Source organism: Sphingopyxis sp., assembly GCF_019459305.1.
In the GTDB taxonomy this organism is placed as follows: Bacteria; Pseudomonadota; Alphaproteobacteria; order Sphingomonadales; family Sphingomonadaceae; genus Sphingopyxis.
In genome coordinates, this window is sequence record NZ_JAIBES010000045.1 from 53,471 (window position 1) to 73,449 (window position 19,979).

A 19,979-nucleotide genomic window follows, 5' to 3' on the forward strand; every position below is an offset into this window, starting at 1 on the left:
CCTTTTAGACATCCATCCGAACGGGCGGCGCCTGTTCAGCGAAGCGGTCGGTCGCCCGGATCAGCTGATCGAGAATGCCGGGTTCCGAATAGGCGTGACCGGCGCCGTCGATGAGATGAAAGTCGGCCTCGGGCCAGGCCTTGTGCAGCGCAAAAGCGTATTTGGCCGGACATGGCAGGTCGTAGCGTCCGTGGACGATCACGCCCGGAATTCCGCGCAGCTGATGCGCGTCGCGCAACAATTGCCCGTCTTCCAGCCAAGCTTCATGCGTGAAAAAGTGATTCTCCAGCCGCGCAAACGCCAGCGCATAGCGGTCATCACGCCACAGCTCCGCGAGCGCGGCATCGGGGAGTAATGTCGATGTCTCGCACTCCCATCGCGTCCAGGCCTTCGCCGCTTCGACCTGCACAATCGGGTCGGTGCCGGTCAGCCGACGACGATAGGCTGCGACAATATCGCCGCGCTCCGCTTCCGGAATCGGAGCCTGAAGCATCGCCCATTTGTCCGGAAAAACCTCTGAAACGCCGAGCCGGTAGAACCAGTCGATCTCCGCTCGCGTCACGGTGAAAATGCCGCGCAGGATCAGTTCGCTGACGCGCTGCGGATACATTTCGGCATAGGCGAGGCCGAGCGTCGATCCCCACGATCCGCCAAATACCAGCCATTTTTCGACGCCGAAGAGTTGGCGTAATCGCTCGATGTCGGCGACGAGATGCCAGGTCGTATTGGCGTCGATGCTGGCGTGTGGGGTCGACTGGCCGCAACCACGCTGATCGAACAGCAGGACGTCATAGCGGCGCGGGTCGAACAGACGGCGATGCGATGGCGCGATACCGCCGCCCGGGCCGCCATGCAGGAACACCGCTGGCTTGCCGCCGGGGGTGCCCACGCGCTCATAATAGACATGGTGACCATCGCCGACGTCGAGCAGGCCGGTCTCATAAGGCTCGACCGGCGGGTATAAAGTGCGCAACTCGGTCATATCCACCAGCCCTCAACACGAAACTCGGAACCAATATGCGAGCAGGCCACGGTCGGCGCCTCCCCGCTGTCCTATCTGAATCTTACAATACAGATGTGTATTTTGTATCGATGTTATGTTTGGGACTGTCAAGGCCAAGATGTTGATGCGCAGCGCCGATCGGCCCCCACGCACGCATCGCCGGTGATTGGGAACGATAGATCGCCTCGGACGAAGAAATCCAGCGAATGGAAAGGGCCGGTGCCGAACTTCGACTCAATCGCGCCCGGTCAGAACCCTTACATAGCTGCGGACGAGCGCCTGCCGCTGCTCGTGCGATTCCTGGAGCCCGGTCGCATAATATCCGACTTGGTGGAAATAGACGATGCGGGCCCGGATCATCGAATCATCTTCGTCATACCCACCTTCGACAAACACCTTACGAATGGCCTCGATGCGGATCGCGTCGACCTCCTGCACTACGGCTTCGACGTCCGCGGCCAAATTGGCCCATGCGCGCACCGCCCGGTCATAGGCCGGACTGAAGCCCTGCTCTGAAATATAAAGATTGGCCAGTCGCGACAGCCGTTCGTTCACGGTCCCCGGCGTAGCGAGCACGTCGAGCATGGGCTGCGTGTTGGACGAGCGCCAGTCTTCGAGCAGCTTGTCGAGAAGTTCGGTGTGGTTCTTGAACCGCCAGTAGAATCCACCCCGCGTGACCCCGGCGATTTTGGCGAGCCGGTCGATCTTGACACCGACGATACCCTCATCGATGAGCGTCTGCCGCGCCGTATCGACCCATTCCTGCGTCGAGGGCGTATGCTCGGGCGGCGGCGTTCGACGCCAGGTGCGCCCTGTCTTCCCCGTCCCCGCGCCGGTTTTTGCCGGTGTCGATTTTTTCTCGGTCATAGTGCCTCATTGCCGGATAAATATGGGTGCGGTCAATCATTTGCCCGCCTACCGAAATTGCCGTCGATGGCTTGTTGCGAGGGGCTGGACATGTCAATACATAGATGTATTCCTAGCGCAGCCAGCGCAAGGCACGGCTACGCCAGCGCGCGGTCTGAAGGGAAAAGATGATGGCACGCAGGTCGGATAGCCTTGCATTGATCGCAGCAGTCGTGATCGGCAATGGCATCGCGCACATCGGCACTTCGACGATGCCGTTCCAGGTCGGCGCGCTTATGGACATGGGCCTGAATGGGCGTGAAGCCGGGCTTTTCGGATTCTTCCAGATCGGCGCCCTCGCCCTGTCGATGATCCTGCTCGCCCCGTTCATTCATCGCGCCCGGTCAGTGACCGTTGCGATGGCAGGCGCGGTTTTGACGATCGGCGCGCATGTGCTGATGTACATGGTACCGGGATCCTTCACGCTGCTGCTGCTGTTCGCTGCGCTGGCCGGAACCGGCTATGGCCTGGTCTTCGCAGCGACGATTACCGGCGGTTCGACCGCGGCCAATCCCGACCGCGTCTATGCCATCGGCAATGGCGGCGCGGTCGCCTATGTCGTTGCCCTGATGTTCATCATGCCGATGGCAAGCATTTATCTCGGTACAATGGGCGCCTTTCTTGCCGTTGCGATCGCGATCCTTGTCACCATGCCGGTGATGCTCGCATTCAAGGCGCGCGCCAGCCTGCCCACGATGGATGCTGGAAGCCTGCTTCGTCAGCCGGCGGTCCTGGCGCTCATGCTGATGTGGGCAGGATATTCGCTGGGGACAGGCGCGCTGTGGAGTTTTGCCGAACGGATCGCCAAGGGGTTGGCGATTGCGCCCGAAACGACCGCGACGATCCTGTCGCTGAGCGCGCTTTGCGGCATATTGGGAACTGGCGTTGCAGCATGGTTTGGCGGCCGGTCGCCGCGCATCCTGTCGATGGTGATCGGGCTGGTTGGCACCGGCATATCCTGCCTGATGCTCGGCTTTGCGACGGGGACGGTGATGTTCGCGCTCGGCGTCCTTACCTACTGGATCTTTTACATGTACCAATATTCGGTGTTTCTGGGAGTCGCCGCGTCGATCGATCCCTCGGGCCGCACCGGGACATTGGGCGGGGGCTGCGAGCGTTTTGCGTTCGCGATCGGTGCCCCGATCGGCGGCATCGTCACGGACCTTGGTTCCTATTCGATGCTTGGTATTCTCGGCTTTCTCAGCTGCGTTCTCACCATTCCTTTATGCATGCCGCTTGTCGCGCGGCGCCTGGCCGTCACGCCCCCTGCCCCCGCCTGATCGCAAATTCTGCGATCAGGCCATTGCATAAATACAGTAATGTATTTATGCTCTCCGCAAAGGTTGTAACAAACGGGGGAGCAGCACCGGTGACACGATATTCAGCGTGGTCGCTCGTGCGCGCCGGTTTTGCAGGTCAGCGAACATGGGATCCCGCTTGGCGGGACGCAGCACCCCGCAAACGCTATCAAGCGATCATCATCGGCGGCGGCGGACACGGGCTGGCGACAGCCTATTATCTCGCCAGAACACATGGCATCCGCGACATTGCGGTGCTGGAGCGTGGGTGGATCGGCGGCGGCAATACGGGCCGGAACACGACCGTCATCCGCTCAAACTATTTCTATCCCGAAAGCTCACGCTTCTATGATTTTTCGCTGACGCTCTACGAAGGGCTGTCGCGCGAGCTCAATTACAACATCATGTTTTCGCAGCGCGGGATGTGGAGCTTTGCGCATGATCGGCATGGTGTCGAAATGCTGCGCCGTTCGGTAAACGCCATGCGTCTCAACGGCGTCGATGCCGAATATCATGAGGCCGATGAGGTGCAGCGGCGCATTCCGGGCCTCAACCCATTACCGCGTTTTCCGATCTTTGCCGGCCTGCTCCAGCCGCGCGGCGGCACGGCGCGCCACGATGCCGTCGCCTGGGGTTATGCGCGCGCCGCGGACCGCCTGGGCGTCGACATTATCCAGAATTGCGATGTCACCGGGTTCGACATTCGCGACGGCCATATCGTCGGCGTGCAAACGACGCATGGCGACATGGCGTCCGAATGCGTCGGCATGGCGGTCGCCGGACACAGCAGCGTGATGGCCGAACGGGCGGGCTTTCGCCTGCCTATCATATCTTATGCACTACAGGCGTTTGTGTCCGAACCGCTCAAACCGGTGCTCGACACCGTCGTCCTTGCGCCGTCCACCGGCACCTACCTCAGCCAGTCGGACAAGGGCGAACTGGTGATCGGTAGCGGGCTCGACCTGTTCCCCTCCTACGCGCAACGCGGCAGCCTGCCTGTGCTTGAACATACCGCCGCGGGTCTGATCGACCTGTTCCCGCAATTCTCACGCGTTCGCCTGTTGCGGCAGTGGGCGGGCATCGTTGATGTAGTGGCGGATTCGACGCCGATCCTTGGCGAAAGCCCGGTGAAAGGCCTCTATCTCAATTGCGGCTGGGGAACCGGCGGCTTCAAGGCGATACCCGGCGGCGGCTTTTGCCTCGCCCACCACATGGCGACGGGCGAGGCGCATCCGCTTGCCGCCGCTTTCTCGCTCGATCGTTTCCGGACCGGCGCGCTGATCGACGAAGCCGCTGCATCCGGCATCGCCCATTGAGGTTTTCATGCTGCTGATCGAATGTCCCTGGTGCGGCCCGCGCGCCGAAAGCGAATATCGCTGCGGCGGCGAGAGCCCGATCGTCCGCCCTGCTGATCCTGCCGCCACTGACGACGCTGCGTGGGCGGACTATCTCTTCTACCGCGACAATGCGAAAGGGCTCAGCTTCGAGCGTTGGCATCATCGTTTCGGCTGCGGCCTGTGGTTCAACATCGCGCGCGACACGGCGTCGCATCGTATCCTCGCCATCTTCGGGATCACCGATCCGCGCCCCGTGCCGGAGCCGGGCGCATGAGCGGCTATCGGCTGAAACGCGGCGGCGATATTGACCGCAGCTGCCCGATCAATTTTCGGTGGGAGGGCCGCTGCTACACCGGCTTCGCCGGCGACACGCTCGCGTCTGCATTGCTGGCGTCCGGCGTCCGCATGATTGGGCGCAGCTTCAAATATCACCGCCCGCGCGGCCTGATCGCTGCCGGCCTCGACGAACCCAATTTTATCGTTCAACTCGAACGCGGCGCAAGTACCACGCCAAATCTCAAGGCGCCTTATGTTGAGCTTTACGATGGTCTAGATGCAGCCCCCGTCAACGCATGGCCCAGCCTTCGCTTCGACCTGCTTGCGGTCAACAGCATCTTCAAACGCTTCATCCCGGCGGCATTTTATTACAAGACCTTCATGTGGCCGACCTGGCGGGTGTTCGAACCGCTGATTCGCAAGGCCGCCGGTCTGGGCGCGTCACCCAAGCTGACCGATCCCGATAGCTATGAACAGACCTCGGCGCATATCGATGTGCTGATCGTCGGCGGCGGCATCGCGGGGCTCGCGGCCGCTCAGCACGCAGCGATATCCGGGAAGTCGGTGATGCTGGTGACGGGTGGTCGGCATTGGGGCGGCCGCTTGGCCGGAACCAGCGATAGCGTAGAGGGCAAGCCCGCAGCCGTCTGGATCAAGGATATGCTGCGTACGCTATCCGCCATGCCCAATGTGGCGTTGATGACTCGCACGCTGGCGACTGGCCATTTCGATCACGGCCTCGTCTCCTTGTGCGAGCGCCTGACTGACCATATACCGACCCATGAACGCTCAGGTCCGCGGCAGCGGTTCTGGCGGGTCCGCGCCGACGCGCTGATTCTGGCAACGGGGGCCATCGAACGACCGCTGGTGTTCCGGGGCAACGACCGTCCGGGCGTCATGCTTGCAGGGGCGGCGCGGGCCTATCTGCATCGCCATGCCGTGGTTGCGGGGCGTGAGATCGTTGTCGCAACCACCAACGACAGCGCCTGGTATGCCGCATTCGATCTGGCCGAGGCGGGAGCAACGATTATAGCGATCGTCGATACCCGGCCGTCCCCGTCCCCGGCGCTGGTCGAACGCGCCGAAGGGCTCGGCATTATGGTCCACTCCAACATGGCACCCGCCGCGGCGATAGGTCGGCGGGCAGTGCGCGCTGTGCGGATCGGGCGCGTGTCCCCTACGGGACGCATCGACAGCCCTGCACAGGCCGTGCGGTGCGACCTGCTGCTGATGTCGGGTGGATGGAACCCCGCGGTGCATCTTCATTCGCAGGGCGCCGGACGGTTGACCTTTGATCACGATCTGAACAGCTTTGTTCCCGAAGACGGGAGTCCCGGCCACCGAAGCATCGGCGGTGCGGGAGGCGACTTTGCGCGTTACAGCACCCTCGCCGCGGCACGCGAACAGGCCGTGACGCGACGTCCTGGGCCGCCCCATGCTGCGCTGTGGTCGATATCGGAATCCGATGTCCCCGACGCCGAGGCGTGGGTCGATTTCCAGAACGATGTGACCGCAGGCGATATCGCGCTCGCCGCGCGTGAGAATTTCCGGTCGGTCGAACATCTGAAACGCTACACCACGCTTGGCATGGCTTCCGATCAAGGCAAAACATCGAATGTCAACGGCATCGGCATTCTCAGCACATTGCTGGCCAAACCGATGGAGGCGATCGGCACCACGAAGTTCCGTCCGCCCTACGACCCAATCCCGTTCGGGCTGTTGGCCGGTCACCGGATTGGCGACGGCCTTCGCCCCCGCCGTCAGCTCGCGCTCCATGATTGGCATGCCGGCAGAAATGCGTCGTATGAAGAATATGGCGGCTGGATGCGTCCCGCGGCCTATTTGCGGCCCGGCGAAAGTGAAGCCGATGCCGTCCGCCGCGAAGTGTTGGCCGTGCGAACCGCGGTCGGCATTTTCGAAGCCTCGCCGCTCGGCAAAATTGAAGTGAAAGGACCGGACGCCGCGGCCTTCCTCGATCTTATGTACGTGAACCGGATCAGCACGCTGAAACCCGGTCGCTGCCGCTATGCAATTATGCTCAGCGAGAATGGTACGGTGTTCGACGATGGTGTCGTGACACGGTTGACCGACGACCATTTCCTTGTCGGAACCACCAGCGGCCACGCCGCCACCATCACCGAGGCATTCCGAGAATGGCTGCAATGCGAATGGACGACGATGCGTGTGCTGGTGGAGGATGTCACGACCTCTTGGGCGGTCGCCAATGTCGTCGGTCCGAAGACGCGCAGCGTGCTCCACATGCTGGCGTCCGATATCGATTTTTCGGCCGACGCCTTTGCACATATGACCGCGCAGCGCGGCTATATCGGCGGCATCCCGGCCCGCGTCGCGCGCGTCAGTTTTACCGGCGAGCTTTCCTATGAGATCGCTGTACCGTGGCGGTGTGCCGGGGCGTTGTGGGAGGCGCTGATCGCGGCGGGGTCGTCGCACGGCATGGTCCCGTTCGGCGTCGAGGCGCTGATGACGATGCGGATCGAAAAGGGTTTCCTGCACATCGGGGCGGATACCGACGGCACCACGCTACCGCAGGACATCGGCTTTGGCGCGATCATGGCGAAGAAAACCCAGGATTTCGTCGGTCGCCGCTCGGCGCATCGTCCGGACGGCTTGCGCGGCGACCGGCGCAGCTTTGTCGGACTGGAGGCGACCGACAGCAATGCGGCTCCGCTCGCGATTGGAGCGCATATCCTCCCCGCCGGGACGACGCAGCCGCAGCCTAGCGAGGGCTGGGTCACGTCGAGCGCATGGTCGCCGACGCTGGGCGCGCCGCTGGCTCTCGCGATGATCGAGCGGGGTGAAAAGCGGATCGGGGAAAGTGTGCGTGTCTGGGATCTGGGCGCATGGCGCGAAGCGCGCATCACCCGCGCCTGCCGCTATGACCCGCAAGGAGCCCGGCTCGATGTCTGACGCCTCGCTGATGCCCGCATGGTGCCGCCACGACGCCGGTCTGGCCGTGGCGAAGGTCCAGGTCTATGGCCTCCCCGGCGCCGCGGCCCGTCTGGCCGAAGCAATCGGCGTCATCACCCCCAAGCCCAATCGCTATACCGAAGGCATCGGCATCGCACTGGCCGCGATCGCTCCCGACGAGTGGTTGCTGATCGGCCTCACGGACCAGGTCGCGGCGGCGCTCGAACGCACCGATGCGGCGCTTCGCGGGGAAACCATACTGACACTCGACATCACCCACGGACTGGTTGCGCTCCAGCTTGAAGGCGCGGCGGGTACCGCCTGCCTTGCTGCATTCACCGCCCTCGACCTCCGCCCCGCCAGCACCCCCGTCGGAGCAGCACTGCGCACGCGCTTTGGCGACATCGGGGTGCTCGTCGCCTGCACCGATCACGCGCCGACGTATCTGCTGCTCGCCGATCAAAGCTACACCCCCTACCTCCTGCACCTGATCAGCCAGAGCGCAAGCCTCGCCTGATCCCGAACCGACCGGACCCCCGCCATGACCAAACCGAAACCTGCGCGCTGCGTGCTCCGCTTCCGCTGCCCAGATCAGCCCGGTATACTTGCCAGCGTTTCATCCTTGCTCGCTGCAAACGGCTGGGACATTCGCGAAGCCGCCATTTACGGCGACCCCGACAGCACCATCTTTTTTGTGCGCACCGAATTGGCGAGTGAACACGCGGCGATTGCGGACCTGCCGCATCATCTTGCACCCGCCATCGAAACGCTGGGCCTCGATTGGGAGGTCCATGACATCACACAGCCGATGCCGGTCCTGATGGCGGTCTCGAAATTCAACCACTGCCTCGTTGACTTGCTCCACAAAGTCGAAATTGGCGCCCTGCCGATCCGCATCGTCGGGGTTGTTTCTAATCACGATCAGGAGCGCAAATATGTCGAATGGCACGGCATCCCGTATCATCACCTTCCCGTCGGTCGCACCGACAAGGCGGCACAAGAGCGCCGTTTCCTAGAAATCATCCACGAAAGCGGCGCCGCGCTGACCGTGCTGGCCCGCTATATGCAGATTCTGTCAGACGAGTTCGCCGCGAGCCTCGCTGGCCGCTGCATCAACATCCACCACAGCTTCCTGCCGAGCTTCAAGGGCGCGAAACCTTATCATCAGGCGAAGGCCCGCGGCGTCAAGCTGATCGGCGCCACAGCGCACTATGTCACCGCCGATCTTGATGAAGGTCCGATCATCGAACAGGACGTGCGCCGTGTCAGCCACGCGACAACCGCGAACGAAATGGTCGCCATCGGCCGCGAGGTCGAGGCATCGGTCCTGTCCCGCGCCGTCCGCTGGCACGCCGAACATCGGATCATCGGCAATGGAAATCAGACCGTCGTTCTCGTTTGACTTCTCGACAATAGGCGCACGGCAATCCGTGACGCATCTGGTACGCGCCGGATCGCGGGAGCGCCGCGCGTTGGAATGGCAGACCGCACGACTGAAATGAGCCGCAAAGCGGAAGCTGCATGGTAGAATGGTGGGGAGCGTTCAGGTCACTGACGGTGTTTATCGACGAACCTTAAACGGCTAAAGTCTCGATTGTGGGAATGCGACGCTCGAATGCAGCCGATTGTCTTCGAATTCGAGATTTTGTCAAAAATTTGGTATTTCTCTTTTAATTTCAAATTTTTATCTTCTTGACGGTCTGTCGTTCGATCATATCGTACGTAATATTTATTCTTTGTTTTTCAATTCGTTAAGGCGAACTGGATTATTGAGTGGGAATGATCGCCTGATTGGTCAGGGGGCTGCGACCTCACCAGGCCGCCAGTTCCAGATCAGGAGCAGCAGGCCGACGATGATGAACAAGGCGAAGCCCGACAGCATCCATGCGTTCACATACCATTGCTCGCCCCACTCAAACTCGCCGCCCATGATGCGCCCCCAGCCTCGGAAATGCTGGGTCGCAGCAACCGACAGGCCGAACACTGCGAACACTGCAGAAAGGTAACGCACCAGCCAGTGCGCCGGATTGGGTAGCATCAGCAACAGCCCGAGCAGACCGATGACGGTGCGCTGGCTGCGGCAATAGGGGCATTCATACACGAGGCCGGTCAGGTCGACGGCCCAGGTCAGAATGGCAATCGCGATGGCCACGATACCCACCATTCGGCGATGTCGCAGCAATAGCTCCGGCAAATTATCCAGCATCTTGAAATTCTCCCTCTTCCCTCCCGCTAGCTATAAGCCGCCACTGCCTGCGCGGCTAGGGGGCGGCAAAGTAGGGTGTTCCCGCACCATTGAATGACCGCATCGGTTGTGATGCCACGCCGTCCTTGATAGGCACAATGTCCATGGACAGGATCGAAACTCAGGCCTCGGGCGGCTGCCAATGCGGCGCGGTGCGCTATCATGTGACCGCGGTGCTCGACACCTCGCACATCTGCCATTGCCGGATGTGCCAGAAGGCGGCGGGGAATTTTTTCGCGGCGCTGGTCGGGGTTCCACGCGATGCCTTTCGCTGGACGCGCGGTACGCCCGGTATCTTCAAAAGCTCCGATCCGGTCGAGCGCGGTTTCTGCCCGACCTGCGGCACGCCGCTCACCTATGACTATCTGGCAAGCAAGCATCTGAATATCACCACGGGATCGCTCGATGATGCCGCCCAGTTCCCGCCAAAGATGCAGTTCGGGATCGAAGGGCAGATGCCGTGGTTCGATACATTGCCGTCGGTGCAACGCGAAGGGACGACCGAAGAAACTATGACCGGTCCCGCCGCGACGATTAAGGCGAGCAATCATCAACATCCCGACCATGACACCGAAAGCTGGCCACTATGACCCCCACCGCCACCATCCTGCTGCTCGGTTCGGGCGAGCTCGGCCGCGAATTTGTCATTTCGGCGAAGCGGCTCGGCTGCCGCGTCATCGCCTGCGACAGCTATGAAGGCGCCCCGGCGATGCAGGTTGCCGATGGCATCGAGGTCTTTTCGATGCTCGACGGCGAGGCGCTGCGCGCAACAATCGAAAGGCACCGGCCTGACCATATCGTCCCCGAGGTCGAGGCGATCCGCACCGAAGTGCTTGCCGAAGTCGAGGCCGCCGGGTTCCATGTCGTCCCCTCGGCACGCGCGGCGCAGTTGACGATGAACCGGGACGCGATCCGCGACCTGGCTGCCAGCGAACTCGGCCTCACCACCTCGACCTTCGAATATGCCGAAACGCGCGAAGCGCTGCATGCAGCCGCGGCGCGCATCGGTTTCCCGCTGGTCGTCAAACCGGTGATGTCCTCGTCGGGCAAAGGCCAGAGCACCGTGCCGGACACGGACGGCATCGACGCGGCGTGGGACTATGCCGCCGCCGGGATGCGCGGCGACCGCCTGCGCGTGATTGCCGAGGCGTTTATCGACTTCGATTATGAGATCACGCTGCTGACCGTGCGCCACAAGAATGGCGTGACTTTTTGCCCGCCGATCGGCCACCGGCAGGAACGCGGCGATTATCGCGAAAGCTGGCAGCCCGCCGCAATGTCGGACGTGGCGCTCGCGAGCGCGCAGGATATGGCGACAAAAGTCGTCGATGCGCTCGGCGGCCACGGTATTTTCGGGGTCGAGTTTTTCGTCAAGGGCGACGCGGTCATCTTTTCCGAACTCAGCCCGCGTCCGCACGACACCGGCATGGTGACGCTCATTTCGCAATCACTGTCCGAATTCGACCTTCACGCCCGCGCGATCCTCGGCCTGCCGATCCCCGCAATCGCGGTCTCTGACGCCAGCGCGAGCGCGGTGCTGCTCGCCGACCGCGACGCGGCGGACTTCGCGATCACGGGTCTGGCCGACGCGCTCGCGGCGCCCGACTCCGCCACCGCGATCGACGCCCGCATCTTCGGCAAGCCGGTCACCCGCCCCTACCGCCGCATGGGCGTCACGCTGGCGCGCGTCGTGGGCGGCACGACCGACGATGCCCGCACCGCTGCGGTTGCGGCGGCGGCCAAGCTGACCATCGACTATCGCGACTGACGCGTTGGACAAAGGCATGGCAGACAGCCCGACCCCGCTGCGGCGCTGGCTGACGATCATCGTCCTGCTGGCGCTCGTGGTCGGTGTGCCGCTGATCTTTCAGGAAGAATTTCTCCTGATCAGCGAGCGGGTGCTAGCAGCGGCCGATAAGCGCCCCTTTGCTGCTGCGGTGTTGATCGTCGCCGCGCTGACGCTCGACGCCTTCTTGCCCGTCCCGAACGGCGTGACCAACACGCTGGCGGGCGCCGCATTCGGCTTTGCGATCGGCACATTCGTCATCTGGCTTGGGCTGATGGGCGGAAGTAGCGCAGGCTATGCGCTCGGCCGCTGGGCCGCCCGGCCGCTGGCGGCGCGCCTGCTCGGCGCCGACGATCTCGAGCGCGCGCACTTGCTTGCCGAACGCGCGGGCCCCTTCGCGCTGATCGTTTCGCGCCCGGTGCCGATTCTTTGCGAACTGACTCCGATCGCCGCCGGCGTCGCCGGAATGGAATTTCGCAGCTTTCTGTGCGCGGTTGCGCTGGGCAATCTGGGCGTCGGGGTCGTTTATGCCGCGATCGGCGCCGCGGCGGTCGAGCGCACCTCCACCGAATTGCTGATGCTCGGAGCGATCGGCATGCCGCTTGCCGCATGGCTTGGCTGGCAGGCCATCGAACGGTGGAGAAGGTCATGATCATCAGGGTTTGGGGATTGCAGACGTCGCCGCGGTGCGCGCGCTCAATACCGTCTATGCCGCCGCCCTCGAAGATTCCGTCACCTATCGCCACGATTGTCCCGACAACGGCTGGCTGGCAGGGCAGCTCGGCAAGGAGTGGGTCATCCTGCTCGTCGCCGAACTGGATGCCCGCATTGTCGGCGGTCCCACCGCTTATGAGCTGCCCAAACTCGAGGCGGCGCGCAGCGAAATTTATCTCTATGATCTGGCGGTCGTTGAAACTTATCGGCGCCGCGGTATCGCTACCTCACTAATCAAAGAGGTTCAGCATATTGTCGCCGAAACCGGCGCGTAGGCGGTGTTCGTCCAGGCCCATTATGTCGATCCGCCTGCGGTCGCGCTGTACACCAAGCTTGGCGCGCGCGAAGAGGTGCTGCATTTCGACCTGCCGCCGCTGGCGCGAGACTAGGCCGCCCGCATCACCGCTGCTACACCGCCGCCATGTCGGACAAGAATCATCTCTATCTGGTCGATGGCTCCAGCTACATCTTCCGCGCCTATCACCGCCTGCCACCGCTGACGAACCCGCACGGAGTGCCCGTCGGTGCGGTCTATGGCTACACGACGATGCTGTGGAAGCTCGCCAAGGATCTGCACGATGCCGACGGGCCGACGCATCTGGCGGTCATCCTCGATCATAGCAGCAAGTCGTTCCGCAACGACATTTACGATCAGTATAAGGCAAACCGGCCCGAGCCGCCCGAAGATCTGCGCCCGCAATTCCCGCTGATCCGCGACGCGACGCGCGCCTTTTCGCTGCCGTGCATCGAGACCGAGGGGTTCGAGGCCGACGACCTGATCGCCAGCTATACCGAGGCCGCAGTCGCCGCGGGGTGGGATGTCACGATCGTGTCGTCGGACAAGGATCTGATGCAGCTGATCCGGGAGTCCGGGGACGGCCCGCACGTTGATATGCTCGACACGATGAAAAATGTCCGGATGGGCATCGACGCGGTAAACGAGAAGTTCGGGGTCACCCCCGACCTCGTCGGCGACGTGCTCGCGCTGATGGGCGACAGCGTCGACAATGTCCCCGGCGTGCGCGGGGTCGGGCCGAAAACCGCGACCAAGCTGATCGTCGAATATGGCGATCTGGAAAAGGCGCTCGCGGGTGCCGAGACGATGAAGGTGTCGAAGCTGCGCGACAATCTGATCGAACATGCCGACATGGCGAGATTGTCGCGGGTGCTGGTCGAACTGAAGCGCGACTGTCCGCTGCCCGATGCGCTCGACGACCTGAAACTCGGCGCGATCCCGCCGTTGCCGCTCAAGACCTTCCTTGACGAACATGGCTTTCGCTCGCTGTCGGCGAAGCTCGACCTTGGCGCGACGCCGGGTGGTCCGCCGACCTTGCCGCGTACCGGAGCCGCCGCCGCGCCTGCTTCCGGACCCTCTTCCCCGGCGCTGCCACCGATGCCCGCGATCAACCGGTCGCTCTATGAAACAGTGACGACGCTTGACGCCCTCGACCGTTGGATCGCCGACGCCAAGGCCGCGCATGTCGTCGCGGTCGATACCGAAACCGCCAGCCTCGACAGCGTCACTGGACGGCTGGTCGGCGTCAGTCTCGCGACCGCCCCGGGCAAAGCCTGTTACATCCCGCTCGGCCATGGCGGCACCGACATGTTTGCCGAAAAGCCCGAGCAGATTGCCCTGGACGCGGCGCTCGACCGGCTACGCGGCCTGTTCGCCGACGATGCGGTGCTCAAGGTGGGGCATAATCTGAAATATGACATCGGCGTGCTCGCGCAGCATGGCATTACCATCGCGCCCTATGACGACACGCTGGTGATGAGCTTTGCGCTCGACGCGGGCAAGCACCAACACGGTCTCGACGAGCTCGCCAAGCTCCACCTCGACCACACTTGCCTGACCTTCAAGGACATGTGCGGGACGGGTAAATCGCAGATCAGCTTTGCCGAGGTGCAACTCGACCGCGCGACTGAATATGCCGCTGAGGATGCCGATGTCGCGCTGCGGCTGTGGAAGCTGCTCAAGCTGCGCCTGCCGATCGAGGGCGGGACGCGCGTTTACGAGATGGTCGACCGCCCGCTCGCCGCCATCGTCGAAACGATGGAACGCGCGGGGATCATGGTCGACCGCGATTATCTCGCCAAGCTGTCGGGCGAATTCGCGACCGAAATGGTACGGACCGAGGGTGAAATCCACGCTCTCGCGGGCCAGCCGTTCGCGATCGGCAGTCCCAAGCAACTCGGCGAGATCCTGTTCGACAAACTCGGCCTCAAAGGCGGCCGCAAGGGCAAGTCGGGCGACTGGTCGACCGACCAGAACGAACTCGAACGGCTCGAACGCGACGGGGTGCCGATCGCGCGCAAGATTCTCGAATGGCGCCAGCTTGCAAAGCTGAAATCGACCTACACCGATGCGCTGCAACAACAGATTAACCCGATAACGGGCCGCGTCCACACCAGCTACAGCCTCGTCGGAGCGCAGACCGGGCGGTTGTCGTCGACCGATCCGAACCTCCAGAACATCCCGATCCGCACCGAGACCGGCCGCCAGATCCGCGACGCCTTCATCGCCGCGCCCGGCCATGTCCTGATCGCCGCCGACTATAGCCAGATCGAGCTGCGGCTCGCGGCGCATATGGCCGATGTTCCCGAACTCAAGGAAGCGTTTGCGCAGGGGCAAGACATCCACAGCGCGACCGCAATCGAGCTGTTTGGCGAAAGCAACCGCGACACGCGCGGCAAGGCGAAGACGGTCAACTTCTCGATCCTCTATGGCATTTCGCGCTGGGGCCTGGCGGGTCGGCTCGAGATCACGCCCGACGAGGCACAGGCGCTGATCGCACGTTATTTCGAGCGCTTCCCCGGCATTTCGGACTATATCACCGACACGCTCGAACGCGCGCGCGCAACGGGCTATACCGAAACGCTGTTCGGCCGCAAAACCTGGTTCCCGCGCATCAAGGCGGCCAACCAGAACGAACGCGCGGGCAGCGAACGCGCCGCGATCAACGCGCCGATCCAGGGGACCAGCGCCGACCTGATCAAACGCGCGATGGCGCGGATGCCCGCGGCGCTCGCCGATGCGGGCCTGTCCGACGTCAAGATGCTGCTGCAGGTCCATGACGAGCTGGTGTTCGAAGCCCCCACCGACAAGGCCGGAGTCGCTGGCGCGGTTATCCGCACCGTGATGATGGGCGCCGCCGAACCGGCGGTCACGCTGTCAGTCCCGCTCGAAGTTGAAATCGGCATCGGCAAAAGCTGGGGCGAAGCGCATTGATCGCGGCCCTGCTGTTCGTCGCGGCGCTCGCTGCCGACCCCATCGCGGCGCCCGCGCGGAACGCCATTGCGGCGGTAGCGCCGATCGCCGACAGCGACCTGCGTGAATATATCGCGATTGCGGGACGGAAGGTCGCCGGGCGCCCGGTGAACGGCCCGATCGCGAGCGCCGACAAGGTGCTCTTGATCGCGCGCGACGATAAGGGGTTTCCCGTGGTCGCTGTCAGCACCGGCTTTCCGGCACGCCAGTCTTTGCCCGCACCCCCGCCAAGCACCCTGGCGGTCGTCCGGCTGCGCCAGCGTTACGAAACCCCGGTTCCCGGCCCCAGCGCGAGCGATCTCGCTTTTGTCTCTGCCAACCGGCTGCCGCTGTTCGTCATCGGCGAATGGGCGCGCCCCGCCCCGATGTGGGAAGTGGCGTGGGTCGACGATGCGGTCCGCTTTCGTACGATCGGTGAGGTCGGTGAGATCGGTCCCTGGCAGGACTGATCATCTCCACCGATACCTTGCGTTCGACTGTACTGTGCATATAATACAGTAAGGAGAAGGAGCGCATGTCATGCCGAGTAGGACGCTGAGCAGTTTCATCGCCGTTGCCCTCATGTCGTTCGCTACCCTCGCTGGAGCGCAAACCACCGAGCCGCCGACGGTTGGCGAAAAGATCGAAATTCTCCCGATTGCCTTTTCATCCGACGGCCTTTCGGGTCCCGGCGGCGAGCGTCTTCGCGATGCGATGACGTCTGCCCAGTTCATCGCGCTGGGCGAAGATCATGGCTTGTCGGGATCGCCCGAATTGGCGCAGGCGCTCGCGCATGACGCCGCGGCAATCGCCGAAACGCAGGATGCCGGCCCCGTTTATCATGCAGTTGAAGTTGGACCGCACAGCGCCGAATGGATCGCCGCGCAAATCGAAACCGGCGGCGTCGAATCGCTCGTCGGCGCGTTCGCCGGGCGCCCATGGGCAATGCCGTTTCTCACCAACGTCGAAGACGCAGCCCTTGCTGCACCTTTTGCGCGGTCCGGCCGGCTATGGGGAATAGATCAGGAATTCATCGGCGCGCCGTCGATCCTGCTCGAATTGCTTGCGGCACGAACAAAAGACAAAGCGGTACGCGCGCGACTTGCCGCCTGGCTGGAACAGGACCGCGCGGCGCTGAGCGCAGGAAACTTCGGCGGCATCATGATGTCAACCGCCGGACCGACCGATTTCGCCGAACTGCGAAAGGGATTTCCCGATGATGCCCAAGCCGCGGCGATCATCGACGCTCTCGCCGAAAGCGCTCGCATCTATCGCTTTAACAACGACGGCCAATATCTTCAGAATAATGAAGAGCGACGGGTTCTGATGCAGAATTATTTTCTCTCCGCTTACCGCGCGGCCGCGGTACCGGCACCGCGTGTGCTGTTCAAAATGGGCGCCTATCACATAGGTCGCGGAACGACGCCGACCTCGATCTACGATATCGGGTCGCTGCTCCCGGGCCTTGCGGCCGCCAATGGCCGCACGTCGCTGCATATCGCCTATGTCCCGATGGGGGGCATGGTCCGAGCGGTGAAGCCATCGCCGGAGGGCTTCACCGGCGTCCAGCCCTATCGCGACGAAGCGATTGCCCCGATCCTCCACGCGGCCGGATTAGCGGATGCCGCGGTTCCAGCCCATGGTCATGTCCTGATCCCCCTCGCGCCGCTGCGCCACAGTTTGCAGGGCAAGAAACTGCGTGACCTGCCGGCCTTCTCGCGCTTCCTGCTGATTGGCTTCGATTATCTCGTTACGACGCGCCGTGCGGAGCCCGCGACGCATTTTGAGGCCGTCGGTAGACCGGCGCCCCGGTAAGTCGCAGCGTCGGCCCGCCCCTTTCGCCCACGCAAGTTTCGCTCTATGACGATCCGATGACATTCAGCTGGCGAGTATGTGACAGCCAGCAACGAAGGATTTCCATGAGCAAGTTTCAGCCCGTCGCGCAGGCGCCGGTCCGTATTCAGCAGAATATTCTCGCGCGCAGCGAACGCCGCCTGCTTAACTGGATCTGCCCGCGGCTGCCGCAATGGGTGACCCCCGACAAGCTGACCTTGCTCGGCTTTGTCGGCGCGGTCATAGTGGCGGCAGGTTATATGCTCAGTTGGATCGACAGCGAATGGTTGGGGCTGTGCCTTGCGGGTTATGTGATCAACTGGTTCGGCGATTCGCTCGACGGCAGCCTCGCGCGCTGGCGCCAGATCGAGCGCCCGAATTATGGCTATTTTGTCGACCATAGCGTCGATGCGCTTGCCACGCTGCTGATGGTCAGCGCGATCGGGATGAGCCCCTATATGCGCTTCGACGTCGCGTTGATGGCGGTGATCGGATATTTCCTGTTGTCGATCCACACCTTCATCGCCGCCAAGGTCGTCGGCGAGTTTCGCCTGTCTTATATGGCGGGCGGGCCGACCGAGCTGCGGTTGATGCTGATGGCGATGACGGTCGCGATGCCAATTATCGGCGGCGCCGACATCGGCGGCACCAATGTCTCGGTGTTCGACCTGTTCGCGCTGGTCGTTTCCAGCATCCTGGTGACACTGTTCATCGTCCAGACGTCAGCGACCGCCCGGATGCTCCGCCGCCGCGGGGTTTAGGGGCGCAAGCGCGCCTGCGCGTAGGTGCCAAGCAGCCGCAGCGACTTGGTCTGGAAGTCGAGTTCCTCGAGCGCGCGATCGATCCGTTCGTCCCCCGGCGCGCCGACGATGTCGGCGTAGAATTGGGTTGCGGCAAAGCTGCCACCAGTCTGATAGCTTTCCAGCTTGGTCATGTTGACGCCATTGGTCGCAAAGCCGCCGAGCGCCTTGTAGAGCGCGGCAGGGATATTCTTCACCTCGAACATGAAGGTTGTCATAACCGGGCCGGTGATCGCCCCAAAATCGGCAAGCGGTTCGCGCGCCAGCACGACGAAGCGCGTCATATTGTGATCGGCATCCTCCATACCCGTGCCGTGCAGCGTCAGCCCGTAAAGTTCGGCGGCGTGCGGCGGCGCCAGCGCGGCAAGCCCGACCTCGTCGCTGTCGGCGACCCACGCCGCGGCGCCCGCGGTGTCGCTGTGCGCAACCGGCGCGATATTGTTCGCGCGCAGCCAGTGGCGGCATTGGCCGAGCGCCTGCTCGTGGCTCATCGCACGCGTCACCGGGCCAAGGTCGCGGCTCATCAAGCCGTAGCGGATCGGCAGGAAATGCTCGCCGACGATCGACAGCCCGGATTCGGGGAGCAGGAAGTGGATGTCGGCGACACGGCCGTGCAGGCTGTTTTCGATCGGAATGATCGCGCGGTCGACCCGGCCATCGCGCACCGCGTCGATTGCGTCCTGAAAAGCATAGCAGGGCAACGGCAGCGAACTGGGATCATATTCGCGCGCCGCCAGATCGCTGTTGGCTCCGGGCGCGCCCTGAAACGCCAGCCCGCGGGCGGGCTCGGCGAGTGCCGCCACCCGCATTTCATCGACCAGATGCTGCGCCGAAGCCGAATAACTGCCCATGACTGCCTTCCCCAATTGGAGCCGCGGCGCATAGCCGCAGGACCGAAGCGACGCAACCGGTCGCGATCGGCCATTTCATCCCCTTGCGCCGCCGTCGCCGCACCAGTAAGGGAGCCTCCAAATCAGATACGCGTCCGGCAAGCGGGCGCCAGCTAACGGGGCTGCTAGAGCATGGACAATCGCAACAACACTATCGCTGGCTGGGTGCTTTTCGCCGGCATTTGCGCGCTGGGCCTGACCATCGGGTCGAGCATGTTGTTCGCAAGCCACAACCCGGAAAAGCCCGGGTTTCCGATCGAGGACGCCGAAGCCGGCGCCGGTGCCGCCGCCGCGGTGCCGATCGCCAACCTGCTCGCCGCCGCCGATCCGGTGAAGGGCGAAGCCGTGTTCGCGAAATGCGCCGCATGCCACACTATCGCTTCGGGCGGTGCCAATGGCATCGGCCCGAATCTGTGGGGCGCGCTCGGCAAGCCGCACGGCCATGTCGCCGGCTTCGCCTATTCGGACGCGCTGAAGGGTGTTCCCGGCAATTGGGACTTCGACGGCATGGACGCCTGGCTCGCCAGCCCGCGCAAATATGCGCCCGGTACCAAAATGTCGTTCGCTGGCCTCAGCAGCGCCGAAGATCGCGCGAACCTGATCGTTTACATGAACAGCCAGGGTTCGAACCTGCCGCTGCCCGCCCCCGAAGCCGCCGCGCCCGCCGAAGGCGAAGCCCCGGCCGGAGGCGAAGCCCCGGGCGGGGGGGCAGCCCC

At 63.3% G+C, this 19,979-nt stretch carries 19 protein-coding genes; 15 read left to right on the plus strand and 4 right to left on the minus strand.

Annotated elements, in window-relative coordinates; all coding sequences use genetic code 11:
* Positions 1 to 4: 4 nt before the first annotated feature.
* Positions 5 to 982 carry a prolyl aminopeptidase gene (pip, locus tag K0M74_RS04955; RefSeq protein ID WP_293968694.1) on the minus strand — a complete coding sequence of 326 codons (978 nt, stop codon included), beginning with the start codon at positions 980 to 982 and terminating at the stop codon, positions 5 to 7.
* A gap of 255 nt (positions 983 to 1,237) precedes the next feature.
* Positions 1,238 to 1,870: a TetR/AcrR family transcriptional regulator gene (locus K0M74_RS04960; protein WP_293968696.1), complete on the minus strand. Its 633-nt coding sequence runs from the start codon at positions 1,868 to 1,870 to the stop codon at positions 1,238 to 1,240.
* A gap of 170 nt (positions 1,871 to 2,040) precedes the next feature.
* Between K0M74_RS04960 and K0M74_RS04965 the strand changes: the two genes are divergently transcribed.
* The 6 genes from K0M74_RS04965 to purU all read left to right on the plus strand — a co-directional run bounded on the left by K0M74_RS04965 (position 2,041) and on the right by purU (position 9,150).
* Positions 2,041 to 3,189 carry an MFS transporter gene (locus tag K0M74_RS04965; protein WP_293968698.1) on the plus strand — a complete coding sequence of 383 codons (1,149 nt, stop codon included), beginning with the start codon at positions 2,041 to 2,043 and terminating at the stop codon, positions 3,187 to 3,189.
* Between the two features lie 89 nt (positions 3,190 to 3,278).
* Positions 3,279 to 4,523 carry a sarcosine oxidase subunit beta family protein gene (locus K0M74_RS04970; RefSeq protein WP_293968700.1) on the plus strand — a complete coding sequence of 415 codons (1,245 nt, stop codon included), beginning with the start codon at positions 3,279 to 3,281 and terminating at the stop codon, positions 4,521 to 4,523.
* Positions 4,524 to 4,530: 7 nt separating this feature from the next.
* Positions 4,531 to 4,818, plus strand: coding sequence for a sarcosine oxidase subunit delta (locus tag K0M74_RS04975; RefSeq protein ID WP_293968702.1), 288 nt, complete (start codon positions 4,531 to 4,533; stop codon positions 4,816 to 4,818).
* On the plus strand, positions 4,815 to 7,748 hold the full coding sequence (locus K0M74_RS04980) for a sarcosine oxidase subunit alpha family protein (RefSeq protein ID WP_293968704.1): 2,934 nt from the start codon (positions 4,815 to 4,817) through the stop codon (positions 7,746 to 7,748). Before K0M74_RS04975 ends, K0M74_RS04980 begins: the two co-directional genes overlap by 4 nt.
* Positions 7,741 to 8,265 carry a sarcosine oxidase subunit gamma gene (locus K0M74_RS04985; RefSeq protein ID WP_293968706.1) on the plus strand — a complete coding sequence of 175 codons (525 nt, stop codon included), beginning with the start codon at positions 7,741 to 7,743 and terminating at the stop codon, positions 8,263 to 8,265. The genes K0M74_RS04980 and K0M74_RS04985 overlap by 8 nt, the downstream gene beginning before the upstream one ends.
* Positions 8,266 to 8,289: 24 nt before the next feature.
* Positions 8,290 to 9,150: a formyltetrahydrofolate deformylase gene (gene purU / locus K0M74_RS04990; protein ID WP_293968708.1), complete on the plus strand. Its 861-nt coding sequence runs from the start codon at positions 8,290 to 8,292 to the stop codon at positions 9,148 to 9,150.
* A 393-nt stretch (positions 9,151 to 9,543) separates the two neighbouring features.
* Here purU and K0M74_RS04995 read toward each other — a convergent pair whose 3' ends face one another.
* Positions 9,544 to 9,912, minus strand: a complete 369-nt coding sequence (locus K0M74_RS04995; protein ID WP_293968710.1) for a hypothetical protein — start codon at positions 9,910 to 9,912, stop codon at positions 9,544 to 9,546.
* Positions 9,913 to 10,097: 185 nt separating this feature from the next.
* Here K0M74_RS04995 and K0M74_RS05000 point away from each other — a divergent pair, with 185 nt between their 5' ends.
* The 8 genes from K0M74_RS05000 to K0M74_RS05035 all read left to right on the plus strand — a co-directional run bounded on the left by K0M74_RS05000 (position 10,098) and on the right by K0M74_RS05035 (position 18,334).
* Positions 10,098 to 10,583, plus strand: coding sequence for a GFA family protein (locus K0M74_RS05000; protein ID WP_293968712.1), 486 nt, complete (start codon positions 10,098 to 10,100; stop codon positions 10,581 to 10,583).
* The gene (purT, locus tag K0M74_RS05005; RefSeq protein ID WP_293968714.1) at positions 10,580 to 11,761 is read left to right on the plus strand and encodes a formate-dependent phosphoribosylglycinamide formyltransferase; all 1,182 of its coding nucleotides are present in this window, start codon (positions 10,580 to 10,582) and stop codon (positions 11,759 to 11,761) included. The genes K0M74_RS05000 and purT overlap by 4 nt, the downstream gene beginning before the upstream one ends.
* 16 nt (positions 11,762 to 11,777) lie before the next feature.
* A complete protein-coding gene (locus K0M74_RS05010; protein WP_293968716.1) occupies positions 11,778 to 12,431 on the plus strand; it encodes a TVP38/TMEM64 family protein in 654 nt (217 codons plus the stop codon).
* Between the two features lie 34 nt (positions 12,432 to 12,465).
* Positions 12,466 to 12,768 carry a GNAT family N-acetyltransferase gene (locus K0M74_RS05015; protein ID WP_293968718.1) on the plus strand — a complete coding sequence of 101 codons (303 nt, stop codon included), beginning with the start codon at positions 12,466 to 12,468 and terminating at the stop codon, positions 12,766 to 12,768.
* Positions 12,769 to 12,914: 146 nt separating this feature from the next.
* Positions 12,915 to 15,722: a DNA polymerase I gene (gene polA, locus K0M74_RS05020; RefSeq protein WP_293968720.1), complete on the plus strand. Its 2,808-nt coding sequence runs from the start codon at positions 12,915 to 12,917 to the stop codon at positions 15,720 to 15,722.
* A complete protein-coding gene (locus K0M74_RS05025) occupies positions 15,719 to 16,210 on the plus strand; it encodes a hypothetical protein (RefSeq protein WP_293968722.1) in 492 nt (163 codons plus the stop codon). The genes polA and K0M74_RS05025 overlap by 4 nt, the downstream gene beginning before the upstream one ends.
* Before the next feature lie 70 nt (positions 16,211 to 16,280).
* A complete protein-coding gene (locus K0M74_RS05030) occupies positions 16,281 to 17,555 on the plus strand; it encodes a hypothetical protein (RefSeq protein ID WP_293968724.1) in 1,275 nt (424 codons plus the stop codon).
* A 104-nt stretch (positions 17,556 to 17,659) separates the two neighbouring features.
* Positions 17,660 to 18,334 carry a CDP-alcohol phosphatidyltransferase family protein gene (locus K0M74_RS05035; RefSeq protein WP_293968726.1) on the plus strand — a complete coding sequence of 225 codons (675 nt, stop codon included), beginning with the start codon at positions 17,660 to 17,662 and terminating at the stop codon, positions 18,332 to 18,334.
* On the opposite strand, the gene K0M74_RS05040 is transcribed toward K0M74_RS05035, so the two are convergent.
* Positions 18,331 to 19,224 (minus strand): prephenate dehydratase, encoded by an 894-nt coding sequence (locus tag K0M74_RS05040; protein WP_293968728.1) that lies wholly within the window; start codon positions 19,222 to 19,224, stop codon positions 18,331 to 18,333. The genes K0M74_RS05035 and K0M74_RS05040 overlap by 4 nt on opposite strands.
* Positions 19,225 to 19,395: 171 nt before the next feature.
* On the opposite strand from K0M74_RS05040, the gene K0M74_RS05045 reads away from it, so the two are divergent.
* Positions 19,396 to 19,979: cytochrome c family protein (locus K0M74_RS05045; protein WP_293968730.1), on the plus strand; the 584-nt coding region annotated here is incomplete at its 3' end.